Raw genomic sequence first — 16265 nt, 5'->3', positions numbered from 1 at the left:
GCCCCCTCACCGCTGCTCGTCGGCGTCAGGCCGCCGGCTGCGATAGACCAGCCAGATCAGCAGCGAGGAGATCGGCACCCACGCGAGCTGGTACCAGTAGAAGAAGGGAAAGCCGAACAGCGAGGGCTCGGCGAAATTGTAGAACGGCACCCACAGCAAGCCGATGAACGGCAGCAGCAACAGAATCCACATGGCTCACTCCCCAGCCCAGGGTCCGATCAAAACCGGCGGTGTTGCCGGCGTCCCGTCGTCGACGACCCCAGGAACCATTTGTTGCGTCTAGAATCACGGTTGCGGCATGGCGATGCAAAAAGATGTGATCGCCGTGCCGCGCGGGCAGCCTACTCCGGCTTGATGCCAGCGTCTTGGACCACCTTGCGCCAACGAGCCTCCTCAGCCGTGAAGTAACGGTCGAGTTCGGCCGGGGGTGATGCCACCATCACGAGGCCCTCATTGATGCTGAGCTTCCTGAAAGCCTCGGCCTGCACGGCCTTGGCCGCGGACTTGTTGAGCCGGTCGATGATCTCGGGCGGCGTGTTCGCAGGTGCGTAAAGGCCGTACCAGGATTCCGCGGCGTAGCCCGGCACACCGGCTTCGGACACCGTCGGCAATTGCGGGAACGACTCCGAACGCTCGGCCGAGGTCACGCCGATCGCGCGCAGCTGCCCGGCCTCGACCGGCGAGGCGCAGCTTGCCACCGTCGTGAACATCACCTGGATCTGGCCGCCCAAGAGGTCGGTGATGGCGGGCGCCGCGCCCTTGTAGGGCACGGTGGTCAGATTGACGCCCGCCATGTGCTTGAACAATTCGCCGGCCAGATGCGCCGAGGTGCCAGTGCCATAGGTCCCGTAGGACAGTTTTTCCGGATCGGCCTTCGCAGCCGCGATCAGATCGGCGATCGACTTGATCGGCGAAGCGGGGTTGACCACGACGACATTGAACGAGCGCGCCACCAGCGCCACCGCGGCAAAATCCTTGTGCGCGTCGTAGGGCAGCTTGCTGTAGAGGCTCGGATTGACGGCGTTGGCGAAGGTCGCCATCAGCAGCGTGTAGCCGTCGGCCGGGCTGGCGGCGACGCTCTGCGTGCCGATGATGGTGCCCGCCCCCGGCTTGTTCTCGATGATGACGGTGACGCCGAGATCCTTCTGCATCTCCTGCGCCAGCGTGCGCGCGACGACATCGGTGCCGCCGCCCGGCGCGAACGGCACCACGATCTTCACGATATGGTCGGGATAGGCGGCGCGCGCCGGCGCGTGCAGCAGCACGTTTGCGGCGATCGCGAACAGGATGGAGGTCAGGACGCGAAGCGGCATGGCAGGCCCCGGCAGATGAGGTGTTCTTCTCATACACGCGAACGCCATGCGTGGAGTGCCGGGCGGTCATGACAAGTGGCAGAAGCGCTACGGGCTGCCAGTCCCGTCATCCTGAGGCGCGAGCGGAGCGAGCCTCGAAGGATGGACGGCCAGCAGCCGGGCCGATTCATCCTTCGAGGCTCGCGAGAGCTCGCACCTCAGGATGACGGGAATAGAATTGGGAGCGTGGCGTTAGCCGAGCGCAAGCATGCGCGCCATTGCGCATCCTGCGCACTGCCTCACGAATACGGATTGATCAGCTTCTGCTGCTCGGTGGCGTGATGCACCAGGAGATCGATGAAGACACGCACCTTCGCCGAGAGGTGATGACGGTGCGGGTAGATCGCGTTCATGGTGAGCTCGACCGGCCGGTATTCGGGCAGCAGCCGCACCAGCTTCCCCGATTCGAGTTCGTCCCGGACCAGGAAGCCCGCCGCGAGGAACACGCCGACGCCGGCGAGCGCGGCGAGTTTCAGCGTCTCGCCGCTGTTGGAGACGAGATTGCCGGCCACCTTCACCGCGGCCGGCGCGCCTTTGCGGTCGACGAAGTGCCACTCGTCCCCGAACGGGTAGTTGATATGGCGAACGCAGTTGAGGGTCGTGAGGTCGTCGAGCCGCTCCGGCTTGCCGTGCGCCTCGACGTAGTCGTGCGAGCAGCACAGCACGTGCCGCCAGGTGGCGATCCGGCGCACGATCAGCGCGGAATCGCGCGGCTGGATCATCTGCACGGCGAGATCGAAATTTTCGTCGAGCAGGTCGGCCGAGCGTTCGCCGATCATCAGATCAATCTTGACCTCGGGATAGGTCGCCAGGAACTCGGTGACCGTCGACGACAGGAACTGGACCAGATGGGTGTTGGTGAAGATGCGCAGGGTGCCGCGCGGCACCGACTGCTGCGCGCCCGCAACCTCATCGGCCTGCTCGATGTCGGCGAGGATCTGGATGCAGCGCTCGTAATAGGCCTGGCCGACTTCGGTGAGGCTGACCTTGCGCGTGGTGCGGTTGAGCAGCCGGGCACCGAGCCGGTCTTCCAGCGACTGGACGTGATTGCTCACCATGGTCGTGGACATGTTGAGCTTTCGGCCGGCGGCGGAAAAGCCGCCGGAATCCACGACCCGGACGAAGGCGGTCAAACTGGTCAGGCGATCCATGTAACAAGGTCCGGATTATCAGCGCTGGCTTGATAATGCTTCCAATTTTATCGGGATTATCACAGCGGGGAGGACATTGCATCTAAGGGCCGTATCCGGCGCCCTTTCTGGAAGGACGCGAATGTTCGGCCAGGAGACAATCATGTCGACTACGACCTATATCCCTGAAGAATCGGCAAAAATCGGCCTCCGCCCGTCGCGGCGGACGGTCAAGCGGGTGGCGCTCGGGCTCGCCGCCCTGCTCGGCATCGCCGTGGCCAGCGACTTTGGCTACGACTACCTCACCACCGGCCGCTACCTCGAATCCACCGACGACGCCTATGTGAAGGCGGACTCCACGATCATCGCCCCGAAAGTGTCGGGCTACATCGCCCGCGTGCTGGTGACCGACAACCAGCCGGTGAAGGCCGGCCAGCTGCTGGCCGAGATCGACGACCGCGACTACCGCACGGCGCTCAGCCAGGCCAAGGCCGATGTCGACGCCGCCGACGCCTCGGTACGCAACCTCGATGCCCAGCTCGAGCTGCAGCAGCCGATCATCGACCAGAGCACCGCCGACGTCGAAGCCGCCGAGGCCAATCTGAAATTCGCCCAGGAAGAGCAGAGCCGCTACGACGGGCTGATGAAGTCCGGCTCCGGCACCATTCAACGCGCGCAGCAGACCGACGCGGCGCTGCGCAGCAATACGGCGCAGTTGCAGCACGCGAAGTCGGCGTTGTCGGCGGCGCAGCGCAAGGTCAACGTGCTGACCACGCAGCGCGCCCAGGCTGTCGCGCAGGCCGACCGGGCCCGCGCGGTCGAGCAGCAGGCCGAACTGAACCTGTCCTACGCACGGATCACTGCGCCGGTCGATGGCACGGTCGGCGCCCGCACGCTCCGCGTCGGCCAATATGTGCAGGCCGGCACCCAGCTGATGGCGGTGGTGCCGCTCGATGCGGTCTATGTGGTCGCGAATTTCAAGGAGACCCAGCTGACCCATGTGCGCAACGGCCAGCCGGTCGAGCTCACCGTCGACAGCTTTCACGGCACCACGTTGAAGGGCCATGTCGACAGCCTGTCGCCGGCCAGCGGCCTCGAATTCGCGCTGCTGCCGCCCGACAACGCCACCGGCAACTTCACCAAGATCGTGCAGCGCGTGCCGGTGAAGATCGTGCTCGACAATCACAGCCTCACCGGCCTGCTGCGGCCGGGCATGTCGGCGATCCCGACCGTCAACACCAAGGCGACCGTGCTGGCCGAGCGTGAGGAGAAGCGCCGCCTGGCGTCCGCGACGCGGGCAAGCGGCGGCTAGAGACAGGGGCTGGCGCGATCGATCGAAAGGTCGATCGCGCGCTATTTGGCGCAAATGCCACAAGCCGGTTAGTCGGAGCCACCATCGGCAATTCGCCTAAGCGCGATCACGATGCCGATGACCAAGCCAAGCATGCCGCCAACAAATCCCGCGACCCCTGAACCAAATGCGCCGTTCACGTCCCGATCAGATAGAGCGAACGCGGTGAATTCGGCCGATAGGCCTAGCGCCAGCGTCACACCAATGATGATTGCGACGGATGTGAAAAACTCGACTGTAAATCGAAGGGCTTTCCCGTTGCTCCGATGGTCGTATGACCAGCGCTCGCCGCGTATCAATCGGTTCGCACGGGGATTATCGTTAGGATCGTTGAGGGCTTCGATGTCTCGTTGGAGTGCTCGTCGTACAATCAGGATAAAAATGAGCACCCAACTCAAACATAAGCCCCCTCCCAAGTAGATATTGTAGCTGGCGGCCCATGCGGTCAGAAAAAGGCCAATCCAAAAAATGGATTCGCCAAAAAAGTAAGCCATGCCCAATCTGGCGCGGTCAGCCAAAGACAGTTTACCGAAATCCGCCGAGTTCATCGATTTGCCTTTCGACGCTCCGCTTCCTGCGCAATCAGTCACGTAGTCCACTATGATGTGGACTGCGGGTCGTCGGACGCAATCCTTGTTACCCGCGCAGCCGACGAGACCTGCTCGCCGTACAAACGGAGATTCTCCGCGGGCGTCGGTGAACGTGTCGTGGTCCTCAGCGACGATTATCAAGCACGACCGGACAATCCTTCCAGTCTTTCCCGGATTATCGAAACCGGCCGCCTAATCCATGTTGTGGGGCAGCAAGGACGCCCCCCGATGACCGCACTCCAGCCCACAGCCAACGCCGCCGCCCTCCCGTCGCCCGCAGCACCTGCCACGCCTGCGATCCCGACCAAGACCTGGATCACGGTGATCGGCGCCACGCTCGGCGCGTTCATGGCGGTGCTCAACATCCAGATCGTCAATGCCTCGCTTGCCGACATTCAAGGCGGCATCGGCGCGGGCATCGATGACGGCGGCTGGATCTCGACCTCCTATTTGATCGCCGAGATCGTGGTGATCCCGCTCTCCGGCTGGCTCGCGCAGGTGTTCTCGGTGCGCATCTATCTGCTCACCAACGCGTTCCTGTTCCTGGTGTTCTCTGGCGCCTGCGCGCTGGCGCAGGACCTGCCGCAGATGATCGCGCTGCGCGCCGTGCAAGGCTTCACCGGCGGCGTGCTGATCCCGATGGCATTCACGCTGATCATCACGCTGCTGCCGAAGGCGAAGCAGCCGATCGGACTTGCGCTGTTCGCGCTGTCGGCGACGTTCGCGCCGGCGATCGGCCCGACCATCGGCGGCTATCTCACCGAGAACTGGGGCTGGCAGTACATCTTCTATGTCAATCTGGTGCCGGGCGCCGTGATGATCGCGATGCTGTACGTCTCACTCGATCCGAGCCCAATGAAGCTGTCGCTGATCCGTCAGGGCGACTGGCTCGGCATCATCACCATGGCGATCGGCCTCGCCGCGCTGCAGACCGTGCTGGAAGAGGGCAACAAGGACGACTGGTTCGGCTCGCCCTTCATCGTCCGCCTGTCGGTGATCGCAGCCGTGGCGCTGGTCGCCTTCCTCATCGTCGAATTCACCGTCGAGAAGCCGCTGCTCAATCTGCGCCTGCTCGCCCGCCGCAATTTCGGCTTCGGCATGCTGGCCAACTTCCTGCTCGGCATCGCGCTGTACGGCTCGGTGTTCATCCTGCCGCAATATCTGTCGCGCATTCAGGGTTACAACGCCGAGCAGATCGGCATGGTGCTGGCCTGGACCGGCCTGCCGCAGCTCGTGCTGATCCCGCTGGTGCCGCGGCTGATGCAGCGCTTCGACCCCCGCATCGTCATCGGCGTCGGGTTTGCGCTGTTCGCCGGCTCCAACTTCATGAACATCTACATGACCAACGACTATGCGGCCGATCAACTGCTTTGGCCGAACGTCGTCCGTGCCGTCGGTCAGGCGCTGGCATTCGCTCCGCTGTCGGCAGTTGCGACGGCGGGAATTGAGGCGGAGAATGCCGGATCGGCGTCAGCGTTGTTCAACATGATGCGCAACCTCGGCGGCGCCATCGGCATTGCCGCGCTGCAGACACTGCTGACCAAGCGCGAGCAATATCACTCCAACGTGCTGATGCAGTCGGTCTCCATGCTGGAACAGGCGACCCGTACGCGGATTGAGGGATTGACCCGGTATTTCCTGAACCACGGCGTTGCCGATCACGCCGACGCCACCCACCGCGCGATCGCGGCGGTCGGCAGGGTCGTGCAGAAGCAGGCCTACATCCTCGCCTTCAGCGACACGTTCTATCTGCTCGGTGTGGCGCTGATCGTGGCGCTGGTGGCGGCACTCTTCCTGAAGAAGCCGGGCCAGCTCGCTGGCGGCGGCGGTGCACACTAACCCTTTCTACTAACCCCATAACCAAGGAGAACGACCATGAAACCCCGCATGAATTTCTACCAGGCGGCCCCCGAGACCATCAAAGCGCTGGTTGCGGTCGAAAGCCAGATCACGGCGAGCGGCCTCGAGCAATCGCTGATCGAACTGGTCAAGACCCGCGCCTCGCAGATCAACGGCTGCGCCTACTGCATCAACATGCACACCGAGGACGCCCGCAAGCATGGCGAGACCGAGCAGCGGCTCTATCTGCTCAACGCCTGGCGCGAGTCACCGCTGTACAGCGAGCGCGAGCGCGCGGCGCTGGCCTGGACCGAAGCGCTGACGCTAGTTGCAGAGACGCATGCGCCCGACGCCGACTACGAGGCGGTGCGCGCGCAGTTCACGGACAGCGAGCTCGTCAACCTGACCACGCTGATCGGCGCCATCAACGCCTGGAACCGGATCGCGATCGGCTTCCGCGCGGTGCACCCGGTGAAGGTGAAGGTCGCGGCGTGAGGGCGATACTGTCCGCCATATACTCCGCTGTCATGCCCCGCTTCATGCGGGGCATCCAGTACGCCGCGACTTCTCGGCTCAAGCACCGCAGTCTCTCTGGAATACTGGATCGCCCGGCTTGATGACGGACCGTAGGGTGGGTTAGCCGAAGGCGCAACCCACCATTCTATCCGCGGCGAGCAAAGTCGGTGGGTTACGCTACGCTAACCCACCCTACGCAGTGTCAAACCGCCGTCGCGCGGGCGAACTCGACATAGATTTCGCGCAGGCGGTCGGTGATCGGGCCGACCTTGCCGCTGCCGACCTTCTTGCCGTCGATCGCGACCACGCCCTGCACGAACACCGAGGCGCTGGTGATGAAGGCTTCCTTGGCGGCGAGCGCTTCCTCGACCGTGAAGGCGCGCTCCTCGATGCGAAGCTGACGCTCCTCGGCGAGTTTGACGACGGCCTTGCGGGTGCAGCCGGGCAGGATCTCGTTGCCGTTCTGCCGGGTTACGATGACGTCGTCCTGGGTGACGATGAAGGACGAGGACGAGCCGCCCTCGGTGACCTTGCCGTCCTCGATCATCCAGGCTTCGCCGGCGCCGGCCGCGGCCGCGGCCTGCTTGGCCAGCACCTGCGCCAGCAGCGCCACGCTCTTGATGTCGCGCCGCTCCCAGCGGATGTCGGGCACCGTGATGACGTTGATGCCGGTCTTGGCCGACGGCGCGTTGATGATGTCCTTTTCCGAGGTGAACATCACAAGGGTCGGCTTGACGTCGGCCTTCGGGAAGGCGAAGTCGCGTCCCTTGTCGGCACCGCGGGTAACCTCGAGATAGACCATGCCGTTGACGAGGTCGTTGCGCTTGACCAGCTCCTTCTGGATCTCCTCGATCCGCTCCAGCGTCTCGGGGAGCGCGAGCTGGATCTCGCCGACCGAGCGCTTCAGCCGCGCCAGATGCGAAGCGTTGTCGATCAGCTTGCCCTCGAGCACCGCCGCCACCTCGTAGATGCCGTCGGCGAACAGGAATCCGCGGTCGAACACCGAGACCTTGGCCTCGGAGTGCGGCACGAACGAGCCGTTGACGTAAGCGATCTTTTCCACGCGAGTTCTCCTGCGGACGAAGGGGAGTTTCAGGCCTTCGTATACGCAAATTGTTAACGGGGGAAAACCCTAAAGCCGCCGTCATTCCGGGGCGCGCCGCTTGGCGCGAGCCCGGAATCCATTTCACCATGGAGGATGCGGCCTGATGGATACCGGGCTCGCGCTGCGCGCGCCCTCAGGTGCGCAATTGCGCACCGGGGAATGACAGGCCGAGAGACGCCCCAGCCTCAATGCTGCAGGATCTTCGACAGGAACTTCTGCGCGCGGTCGCTGCGCGGCGTGCCGAAGAAGTCGGCCTTCTTGGCGTCCTCGACGATCTCGCCGCGGTCCATGAAGATGACGCGGTCGGCGACCTTGTTGGCAAAGCCCATCTCGTGGGTGACCACCATCATGGTCATGCCCTCGCGGGCGAGGTCGACCATCACGTCGAGCACCTCGCTGATCATCTCGGGGTCGAGCGCCGAGGTCGGCTCGTCGAACAGGATCGCGATCGGGTTCATCGCGAGCGCGCGAGCAATCGCGACGCGCTGCTGCTGGCCGCCCGACAATTCGGCCGGGAATTTCTTAGCGTGATCCGTCAGCCCGACGCGATCAAGCAGCTTCATGGCCGTGACCACGGCATCGTCATGCTTGCGGCCCAGCACCTTCTCCTGCGCGAGGCAGAGGTTGTCGATGATCCGCAGATGCGGAAACAATTCGAAGTGCTGGAACACCATGCCGACGCGGGAGCGCAGCTTCGGCAGATCGGTCTTGGGATCGTTGACCTTGATGCCGTCGAGGATGATGTCACCGCCCTGGATCGGCTCCAGCGCGTTGACGCATTTGATCAGGGTCGACTTGCCCGAACCGGACGGGCCGCAGACCACGACCACCTCGCCCTTGGCGACGCTGGTGGTGCAGTCCTTCAGCGCCTGGAAGCTCGGCCCGTACCATTTGTTGACGTGATTGATCTCGATCATGATGGCTCAGCTTGTTGTTCAGCGAACAATGGCGATTCGCGCCTGCAGGCGACGCACGCCAAAGGACGCGACACAGGAAATGACGAAGTAGACCAGCGCGGCGAACAGGTACATTTCGACCAGGCGGCCGTCGCGTTGTGCGACCTTGCTGGCGGCGCCGAGGAAATCCGGGATCGACAGCACGTAGACCAGCGAGGTGTCCTGGAACAGCACGATGGTCTGCGTCAGCAGCACCGGCAGCATGTTGCGGAACGCCTGCGGCAGCACGACGTAGCGCATCGACTGTGCGTAGGTCAGGCCGAGCGCGCTGGCCGCGGCCGGCTGGCCGCGCGAGATCGACTGGATGCCGGCGCGCATGATCTCGGAGAAATAGGCCGCCTCGAATGCGACGAAGGTGATCAGTGAGGAGGCGAAGGCGCCGACCGAGATCGGCCGCGACGCGCCGGTCACCCACTGCCCGATGTAAGGCACCAGGAAGTAGAACCAGAAGATCACCAGCACCAGCGGCAGCGAGCGGATGAAGTCGACATAGAAGCCCGCGATGCGCCCGAGCACCTTGTAGCTCGACAACCGCATCAGGGCGATCAGGGTGCCGAACACGAGGCCGCCGAACGCGGCGAGCGCCGTCAAGGTCAGCGTGAAGCGCATACCCTCGAAGAACAGATAGGGCAGCGAGCGGCGGATGACGTCGAAATCGAGATTGCCGAGCATCGTCATTTGCCCGTGATGTAGCCGGGGATCGCGACATAGCGCTCGAGCAAGCGCATCGCGGTGACCACGACGAAATTGAGGAGAAGATAGAGCACGGTTGCCGCGGTGAACGCCTCGAACACCTGGAACGAGAACTCCTGCATCGAGCGCGCCTGGCCGGTCAATTCGATCAGCCCGATGGTGATGGCGACCGCGCTGTTCTTGATGGTGTTGAGGAATTCGGAGGTCAGCGGCGGCAGGATGATGCGGAACGCCATCGGCAGCAGGACGTAGCGATAGGTCTGCACCGTGGTGAGGCCGAGCGCGGTCGAAGCCTGCTTCTGGCCACGCGGCAGCGAGCCGATGCCGGCCTGCAATTGCACGGCGACGCGCGCCGACATGAAGAGGCCGACGCCGACCGCGGCGGTCCAGAACGGCGCGTTCGGCAACTGCTTCATCCACAGCCCGGCGGATTTCGGCAGCAGCTCGGGCAGCACGAAGAACCACAGGAAGAGCTGCACCAGCAGCGGCATGTTGCGGAAGAACTCGACCCAGCAGAAGCCGATCCACGACGCCGTCCGCGACGGCAGCGTGCGCAGCACGCCGATCACCGTGCCGGAGACCAGCGCGATGATCCAGGCGAGCACCGACACCTTGATGGTGACCACCAGTCCCGCCAGCAACATGTCGAGATAGGTGCCGGTCCCCATCGGGTTCGGCTCAAGAAAGATGTGCCAGTTCCAATTGTAGTTCACGGGTCCCCCGCGCCATCGCACCGATCACGCATTACGCCGACATCACGGGCGGCGTCTATGCAAATGTCCGGCCATTCTCCTCCAAAATGGCCGGACACGTTCATTTTCAGGACCCGCCGCCGAACGGCGACGGGTCATGCGCAACACTGCAATCAGTTCACCAGATAGGCATCCGGATCGGGTGAATCCGACGGCTTGGCAAGCTGCTTCTTCATCTCCGGCCCGAGCGGCACATTGAGGTTCAGGCCCTTCGGCGGGATCTTCTGGTTGAACCACTTGTCGTAGATCTTCTGGCCCTCAGGGCTGGTGTAGAGCGCCGCGGTGGCGGCGTCGACGACCTTCTTGAACGGCGCGTCATCCTTGCGCAGCATGATGCCGTAGGGCTCGGGCTTGGAGAACGCATCCTTGGAGATCACGTAATCGTCCGGCGACTTCGAGCCGGCGACGAGGCTCGCGAGCAGGATGTCGTCCATCACGAAGGCGACCGCGCGGTCGGTCTCGACCATCAGGAAGGCCTCGGCATGATCCTTGGCCGGGATGATGTTGATGCTCAGCCCGCGTGCGAGGTTGGCCTCGGTGAGCTGCTTGATGTTGGTAGTGCCGGCGGTCGAGACCACCGTCTTGCCCTTCAGGTCGTCGATCGAATTAATCTTGCTCGCCTTCTTGGTGACGTAGCGGCTCGCGGTCAGGAAGTGCGAGTTGGTGAAGGAGACCTGCTTCTGACGCTCGGCATTGTTGGTGGTCGAGCCGCATTCGAGGTCGACGGTGCCGTTGGCCATCAGCGGAATACGCGTCGCCGAGGTCACCGGGTTGAGCTTCACCTCGAGCTTGTCGAGCTTCAGCTCCTTCTTGATGGCATCGACGATCTTGTAGCAGATGTCCATCGCATAACCGACGGGCTTCTGGTTGTCGTCGAGATAGGAGAACGGGATCGAGGAATCGCGGTAGCCGAGCGTGATCGCGCCGGTGTCCTTGATGTTCTTCAGGGTTCCCGTCAGCTCCTCGGCCTGCGCCTGGCTCGCGCCGAGCGCGGCGGCGAGCGCGAGGCCGATCAGATATTTGGATGTCATACGTCTACTCCTTCGTGGAAACGTCGATTTACTGCGTGAGAATGTCGGCGAGGACGGGTGCGATGTAGCGGCGAAACTGGTCCGGATTCTCGCTCATCGGAAAATGACCGAGCTTTTCCATGATCGTGACGCTGGCGCCCCCTATTGCCGCTGCCGTCCGCCTCGTGTCCTCAGGCGTGCAGGAGAAATCATACTCGCCCGTGAGGAGATAGAGCCTGCATACTTTAGTATCGATTGACGCGACCCGGCCGCGCAGGTCGCCGTCGACACGATAGAAATACAGGTCGCCCTTGAACACGCCGGGACCGCCCTGCTTGTAGGCCCACAGCGTTTCCATCCGCGCAGGCGCCGGGCTCTGCGGCGCAACGAGCCCCGACACTAGCGCGGCGCAGACCTCGCCGCCGTGAACGTCCGCCCGATTGAGCCAATCGGTGTCATACCACGGCGCCTGGAAATCGGCAGCCTCGAGCCCGATCAGCGCGCGGAACTCGGCGGCATATTCGATCGCAAGGTTGAGCACGATGCGGCCGCCGATCGAGCAGCCCATCACGACAGGCTTCTCCAGCCGCAATGCACGGCAGAAGGCGCGGATGGTCTCGGTGTAGCTGTTGGTGGTGAGTTGGTATTCATCGCCGGCCCAGCTTTTCGGCGGATTCGACTTGCCATGCCAGGGCATATCGAAGGCAATGACGCGGAAATTTTCGGCAAACGCGCTATCTGCGAGCAGATGCCGCCACTGCCGCGCGTCTGATCCGGCGGTGTGCAGGCAGACCAGCGGAATGCCCTTGCCGTTCTCCTCGAAATAGATCCGGTGCAGCTCGCCGCCGATCTCGACGTGAACGTAGCGGCCGACCATCGGCTCGATATGGCCGTTCATGATCGCGCCGCTCATGATACGGCCGCCGCGAAATGCTGCCGCGGCAGCGCCAGCAGGTCCTTGAAGTATTGCAGGTGCGCCATGAAGGGATGCAGATCGCCTTCCAGCACCGCCTCGCCGCGCTTGGTCAGCGCCAGCAGATCGTGCCAGCCGGGTCTCGGCTCGATCTGCCAATAGGCGGCCCAGGCCTGCGGCGTCGCGCGATAGGCAAAGCGCCACGAGCGCATCAGGACCGGCGAGGGCACGAACTCGACGATGCGGCCGGCCCGGATCGCGGCGTGAAACGGTCGCGCCATTGGTCCGAGCAGGCAGTCGCAATCGAGCAGCCGCCCGCGCGAGACCAAGAGCGGTGCCTGGTCGAGCAATGCGGGAATGCCGGCAAACGCCGTCGTCACAGCGTCGTCGGTGGCGTCGGGCGATAGCGTCATCTGTCGGGGAAGTTTTCCTGCGGCGGACGCCCCATGATGACCGGAAGGGCACGATCCCGCAAGACGCCGATGCCCTTGGGTTCCCTGGATTATACGCTTGACCAAACGCCGCTTGCCGGTCAGGGCGCGGGGCGGCGCGCCCTCCCCGCATGCTGCCAGGAGCTGCCACTCCGTCAGACCAAAGGCCGATTGAATTCCGCAGCTCGGCAGGTCGCGACAACTCGCGGCAGGCCAATTGTCGCAGTCGGCGCCTTCGCTCTTCCGTTGCCCGCCCTGTTCTGTCCAATGCGCAGCGTGTCCCTGCGACGACAGGGACGATCATTGCCAACACCGAACAAGACGCGGCCGCGAGCGAACGCGGCCACACGGGGAGAGATCGAGATGTCGCAGCGCAATTCCTTGATGGTCCTGCTCGCCGCCGCCGGCATGCTGCTGTCGACAGCGGCGCAGGCGCAGGATTATCCGACCAAGCCGATCACGCTGATCGTGCCGTGGCCGGCGGGCGGCTCGACCGATATCTCGATGCGCGCGATCGCCGAGAGCGCCTCGAAGGTGCTGGGCCAGCCGATCGCGGTCGATAACAAGGCGGGCGGCGGCGGCACCGTGGGCCCCGCGACCATGGCGGCCGGCGCCAAGCCCGATGGCTACACCATCGCGCAGATTCCGATCACCGTGTTCCGCCTGCCCTTGATGCAGGACGTGTCGTGGGATCCGGCGAAGGATTTCTCCTACATCGTCCACCTCACCGGCTACACCTTCGGCGTCACCACCAATGCGGAGTCGCAGTTCAAGACCTGGCAGGACGTGGTCGCCTTCGCCAAGAAGAATCCCGGCAAGGTGACCTATGCGACGCCGGGCACCGGCACCTCGCTGCATATCGGCATGGAGCAGATCGCCTTGATGGCCGGCGGGATCAAGCTGACCCAGGTGCCGTTCAAGGGCGGCGCCGAGACCAACGCCGCGGTGCTCGGCCAGCACACCATGCTGCAGGCCGATTCCACCGGCTGGCGGCCGCTGGTCGACGCCGGCAAGCTCCGCCTGCTGATGGTGTGGACCGGCGCACGCTCGCCGAACTATCCCGACGTGCCGACGCTGAAGGAGCTCGGCTATCCCATGATCTATGACTCGCCGTTCGGCATCGCCGGCCCCAAGGGCATGGATCCCAAGATCGTCGCCAAGCTGCACGACGCCTTCAAGAAGGCGATCGAGGACCCCGCCGTGATCGCAACGCTGGCCAAATACGACATGGTGCCGAACTACAAGAACACCGAGGACTACAGGAAGTTCGTCGTCGAGGTCACCGAGTCCGAACGCAAGGTGATCAACACCCTCGGGCTGGCGAAGAAGTAAAGTTTAAGTCCGCCACATACGCCGGCGTCATCCTGAGGTACGAGCCGCGCTTGCGGCTCGCCTCGAAGGATGGACCAAGGCACCGTCACCCTTCGAGGGCGTCGCTCCGCGCCGCTACCTCAAGATGACGATATCGGCGACCTCCAAGGGCATTCTTCATGAGCGACCAGACCAACGTCAAACTCCGTCTCAACAACTCCGAGCTCTGGGGCGGCCTGATCGGGCTCGGGCTCGGCGCCTTCGTGATCTGGTCGGGGCTCAAGCTCAAGCTCGGCACCATCAACGATCCCGGCTCCGGCTACGTGCTGTTCTACACCGGCATCCTGATGTGCGTGTTCGCGATCTCGATCATGGTCGCGGCGGTCACCGAGGGCGGTCCGACCTTTGCCTCGCGCTGGGAGAATGCGCGCTGGGGCAAGCCGGTCCTGGTCATCGTCTGCCTCGCCGCGTTCGCCTTTGCGCTGGAGTCCCTGGGCTTCCTGCCGTCGGCGATCCCGCTGATGCTGTTTCTGCTGCGCGTGATCGATCCGGTGCGCTGGTCGCTGGCGATCCCGCTGTCCATCCTTGCTCCGCTCGGGATGTGGTGGGTGCTGAAGCACCTGCTCGCGATCCAGTTGCCGAGCGGCATCTTCGAGATCGGTTGAGCGCCCATGGATACTCTCGTCAATGTCGCCCACGGCCTCGGCGTCGCGCTGCTGCCGGTCAATTTGCTCTATTGCTTCATCGGCGTGTTCATCGGCACGCTGGTCGGCGTGCTGCCCGGCATCGGCCCGATCTCGGCAATGTCGCTATTGCTGCCGGTCACGCTGTCCGGCACGCCGGAGTCCGGCATCATCATGATGGCCGGCATCTATTACGGCTCGATGTATGGCGGCTCGACCACCTCGATCCTGGTCAACATTCCCGGTGAAGCCGCCTCCGTCGTCACCTGCATCGACGGCCACCAGATGGCCAAGCAGGGCCGCGCCGGCCCCGCGCTCGGCATCTCGGCGTTCGGCTCGTTCATCGCCGGCACCTTCTCGCTGGTCGCCCTGATGCTGGTGGCGCCCTCGCTCGCCAGCGTCGCGATCGCGTTCGGACCCGCCGAATATTTCAGCCTGATGGTGCTCGGCCTCGTCGTGCTGACCTTCCTGACGCAGGGCTCGATGGCCAAGGCGCTGCTGATGGCCTGTATCGGCGTCGTGCTCGGCCTGGTCGGGCTCGACAGCATCACCGCGCAGCCGCGGCTGACCTTCGGCCGCATCGAGCTGATCGACGGCATCGGCCTCGTGCCCGTGGTGATGGGCCTGTTCGGCGTCGCCGAGGTGCTGCTCAACACCGAGCAGGCGATCAAGCGCGACATCATCAAGACCAGGATCACCCAGCTGCTGCCGAGCAAGGAGGACTGGAAGGCCAGCAGCGGGCCGGTGGCGCGCGGCACCGTGCTCGGCTTCTTCCTCGGCATCCTGCCCGGCGGCGGCGCCGTGGTGGCGTCGTTCGCCTCTTATGCGCTGGAGAAGCGGCTCTCGAAGCATCCGGAGCGGTTCGGCCACGGCGCGATCGAGGGCGTCGCGGGGCCGGAATCGGCCAACAATTCCGCGGCCGGCGGCGCCTTCATTCCGCTGATGACGCTCGGCATCCCGCCGAACGTGGTGATGGCGCTGCTGCTCGGCGCCTTCGTGATCCACGGCCTGCAGCCGGGACCGCTGATGATCTCGCAGAACCCGACGCTGTTCTGGGGCATCGTCGCCAGCATGTATATCGGCAATCTGATGCTGCTCGTGCTCAATCTGCCGATGATCGGCATGTGGGTGCAGCTGCTGCGGTTGCCCTACAACGTGCTGTTCCCGCTGATCATCCTGTTCACGATCATCGGCGTCTACTGCTCCAGCAACAACGTGTTCGACGTCCATGTCATGATCGCGTTCGGCGTGATCGGCTATTTCATGCGCAAGCTCGGCTACGAGCCGGCGCCGCTGGTGCTGGCCTTCGTGCTCGGGCCGATGCTGGAGAACAATCTGCGCAAGTCGCTGATCCTGTCGCAGGGCGATCTCATGACCTTCGTGGAGCGGCCGATCTCGGCGATCTGCCTCGCCTTCGCGCTGGTGCTGCTGGTCGGCCCGCTACTGCCGTCGCTGCGCAGGAAGCGCGAGCTCGTGGCGCTGGACGAGGGGGCTTAGTAGGTGATTGGGCGAGGTTGAGCTGCGGCCGCGTCGAAGCTGCGCTCCCTCTCCCCGTTCTTACGGGGAGAGGGTTGGGGTGAGGGGCCGTCTCCGCGGAAGCGGTGATAGCTGTGTTCGCGGAGGCTCCCCCTCA

Annotated in this window: 17 protein-coding genes; 6 read left to right on the top strand and 11 right to left on the bottom strand. The window is 64.1% G+C overall.

Going from position 1 to position 16265, the window contains the following annotated elements:
• Positions 1-6: 6 nt before the first annotated feature.
• From AAFG13_RS32655 to AAFG13_RS32645, 3 genes are all read right to left on the bottom strand, one after another.
• Positions 7-192: a DUF3311 domain-containing protein gene (locus tag AAFG13_RS32655; RefSeq protein WP_050628491.1), complete on the bottom strand. Its 186-nt coding sequence runs from the start codon at positions 190-192 to the stop codon at positions 7-9.
• A gap of 149 nt (positions 193-341) precedes the next feature.
• Positions 342-1313 (bottom strand): tripartite tricarboxylate transporter substrate binding protein, encoded by a 972-nt coding sequence (locus AAFG13_RS32650; protein ID WP_342709349.1) that lies wholly within the window; start codon positions 1311-1313, stop codon positions 342-344.
• A gap of 278 nt (positions 1314-1591) precedes the next feature.
• A complete protein-coding gene (locus AAFG13_RS32645; RefSeq protein WP_212313681.1) occupies positions 1592-2503 on the bottom strand; it encodes a LysR family transcriptional regulator in 912 nt (303 codons plus the stop codon).
• 142 nt (positions 2504-2645) lie between these two features.
• On the opposite strand from AAFG13_RS32645, the gene AAFG13_RS32640 reads away from it, so the two are divergent.
• Positions 2646-3794 carry an HlyD family secretion protein gene (locus AAFG13_RS32640; protein WP_342709347.1) on the top strand — a complete coding sequence of 383 codons (1149 nt, stop codon included), beginning with the start codon at positions 2646-2648 and terminating at the stop codon, positions 3792-3794.
• A 68-nt stretch (positions 3795-3862) separates the two neighbouring features.
• Here the strand turns inward: AAFG13_RS32640 and AAFG13_RS32635 are convergent, their stop codons facing one another.
• A complete protein-coding gene (locus AAFG13_RS32635; protein ID WP_342709346.1) occupies positions 3863-4381 on the bottom strand; it encodes a hypothetical protein in 519 nt (172 codons plus the stop codon).
• Between the two features lie 270 nt (positions 4382-4651).
• Between AAFG13_RS32635 and AAFG13_RS32630 the strand changes: the two genes are divergently transcribed.
• On the top strand, positions 4652-6262 hold the full coding sequence (locus AAFG13_RS32630; RefSeq protein ID WP_342709345.1) for an MDR family MFS transporter: 1611 nt from the start codon (positions 4652-4654) through the stop codon (positions 6260-6262).
• Between the two features lie 36 nt (positions 6263-6298).
• Positions 6299-6757 carry a carboxymuconolactone decarboxylase family protein gene (locus AAFG13_RS32625; RefSeq protein WP_244069464.1) on the top strand — a complete coding sequence of 153 codons (459 nt, stop codon included), beginning with the start codon at positions 6299-6301 and terminating at the stop codon, positions 6755-6757.
• 223 nt (positions 6758-6980) lie between these two features.
• On the opposite strand, the gene AAFG13_RS32620 is transcribed toward AAFG13_RS32625, so the two are convergent.
• From AAFG13_RS32620 to AAFG13_RS32590, 7 genes are all read right to left on the bottom strand, one after another.
• Complete coding sequence (locus AAFG13_RS32620; protein ID WP_097671702.1) at positions 6981-7841, bottom strand: D-amino-acid transaminase; 861 nt, start codon at positions 7839-7841, stop codon at positions 6981-6983.
• Positions 7842-8068: 227 nt separating this feature from the next.
• Entirely contained in the window at positions 8069-8800 is a 732-nt protein-coding gene (locus AAFG13_RS32615; RefSeq protein ID WP_342709344.1) for an amino acid ABC transporter ATP-binding protein, read from the bottom strand.
• An 18-nt stretch (positions 8801-8818) separates the two neighbouring features.
• Positions 8819-9511, bottom strand: a complete 693-nt coding sequence (locus AAFG13_RS32610; RefSeq protein ID WP_212313693.1) for an ABC transporter permease subunit — start codon at positions 9509-9511, stop codon at positions 8819-8821.
• 2 nt (positions 9512-9513) lie between these two features.
• Positions 9514-10245, bottom strand: a complete 732-nt coding sequence (locus AAFG13_RS32605) for an amino acid ABC transporter permease (RefSeq protein ID WP_092123970.1) — start codon at positions 10243-10245, stop codon at positions 9514-9516.
• Positions 10246-10397: 152 nt separating this feature from the next.
• Entirely contained in the window at positions 10398-11315 is a 918-nt protein-coding gene (locus tag AAFG13_RS32600; RefSeq protein WP_212313700.1) for an amino acid ABC transporter substrate-binding protein, read from the bottom strand.
• A 28-nt stretch (positions 11316-11343) separates the two neighbouring features.
• Positions 11344-12207 (bottom strand): alpha/beta hydrolase, encoded by an 864-nt coding sequence (locus tag AAFG13_RS32595; protein WP_342709343.1) that lies wholly within the window; start codon positions 12205-12207, stop codon positions 11344-11346.
• The gene (locus AAFG13_RS32590; protein WP_342709342.1) at positions 12204-12620 is read right to left on the bottom strand and encodes a hypothetical protein; all 417 of its coding nucleotides are present in this window, start codon (positions 12618-12620) and stop codon (positions 12204-12206) included. The genes AAFG13_RS32595 and AAFG13_RS32590 overlap by 4 nt, the downstream gene beginning before the upstream one ends.
• Before the next feature lie 402 nt (positions 12621-13022).
• On the opposite strand from AAFG13_RS32590, the gene AAFG13_RS32585 reads away from it, so the two are divergent.
• The 3 genes from AAFG13_RS32585 (at position 13023) to AAFG13_RS32575 (ending at position 16129) form a co-directional block, all read left to right on the top strand.
• A complete protein-coding gene (locus AAFG13_RS32585) occupies positions 13023-13970 on the top strand; it encodes a tripartite tricarboxylate transporter substrate binding protein (RefSeq protein ID WP_342713437.1) in 948 nt (315 codons plus the stop codon).
• Between the two features lie 158 nt (positions 13971-14128).
• Complete coding sequence (locus AAFG13_RS32580; RefSeq protein ID WP_342709341.1) at positions 14129-14614, top strand: tripartite tricarboxylate transporter TctB family protein; 486 nt, start codon at positions 14129-14131, stop codon at positions 14612-14614.
• A 6-nt stretch (positions 14615-14620) separates the two neighbouring features.
• Entirely contained in the window at positions 14621-16129 is a 1509-nt protein-coding gene (locus tag AAFG13_RS32575) for a tripartite tricarboxylate transporter permease (protein ID WP_212313710.1), read from the top strand.
• Positions 16130-16265 lie beyond the last annotated feature (136 nt).

It is taken from the genome of Bradyrhizobium sp. B124 (assembly GCF_038967635.1).
Classification (GTDB): domain Bacteria; phylum Pseudomonadota; class Alphaproteobacteria; order Rhizobiales; family Xanthobacteraceae; genus Bradyrhizobium.
Note: the sequence above shows the minus strand (reverse complement) of the source record. Positions and strands in the feature narration are given on the sequence as shown.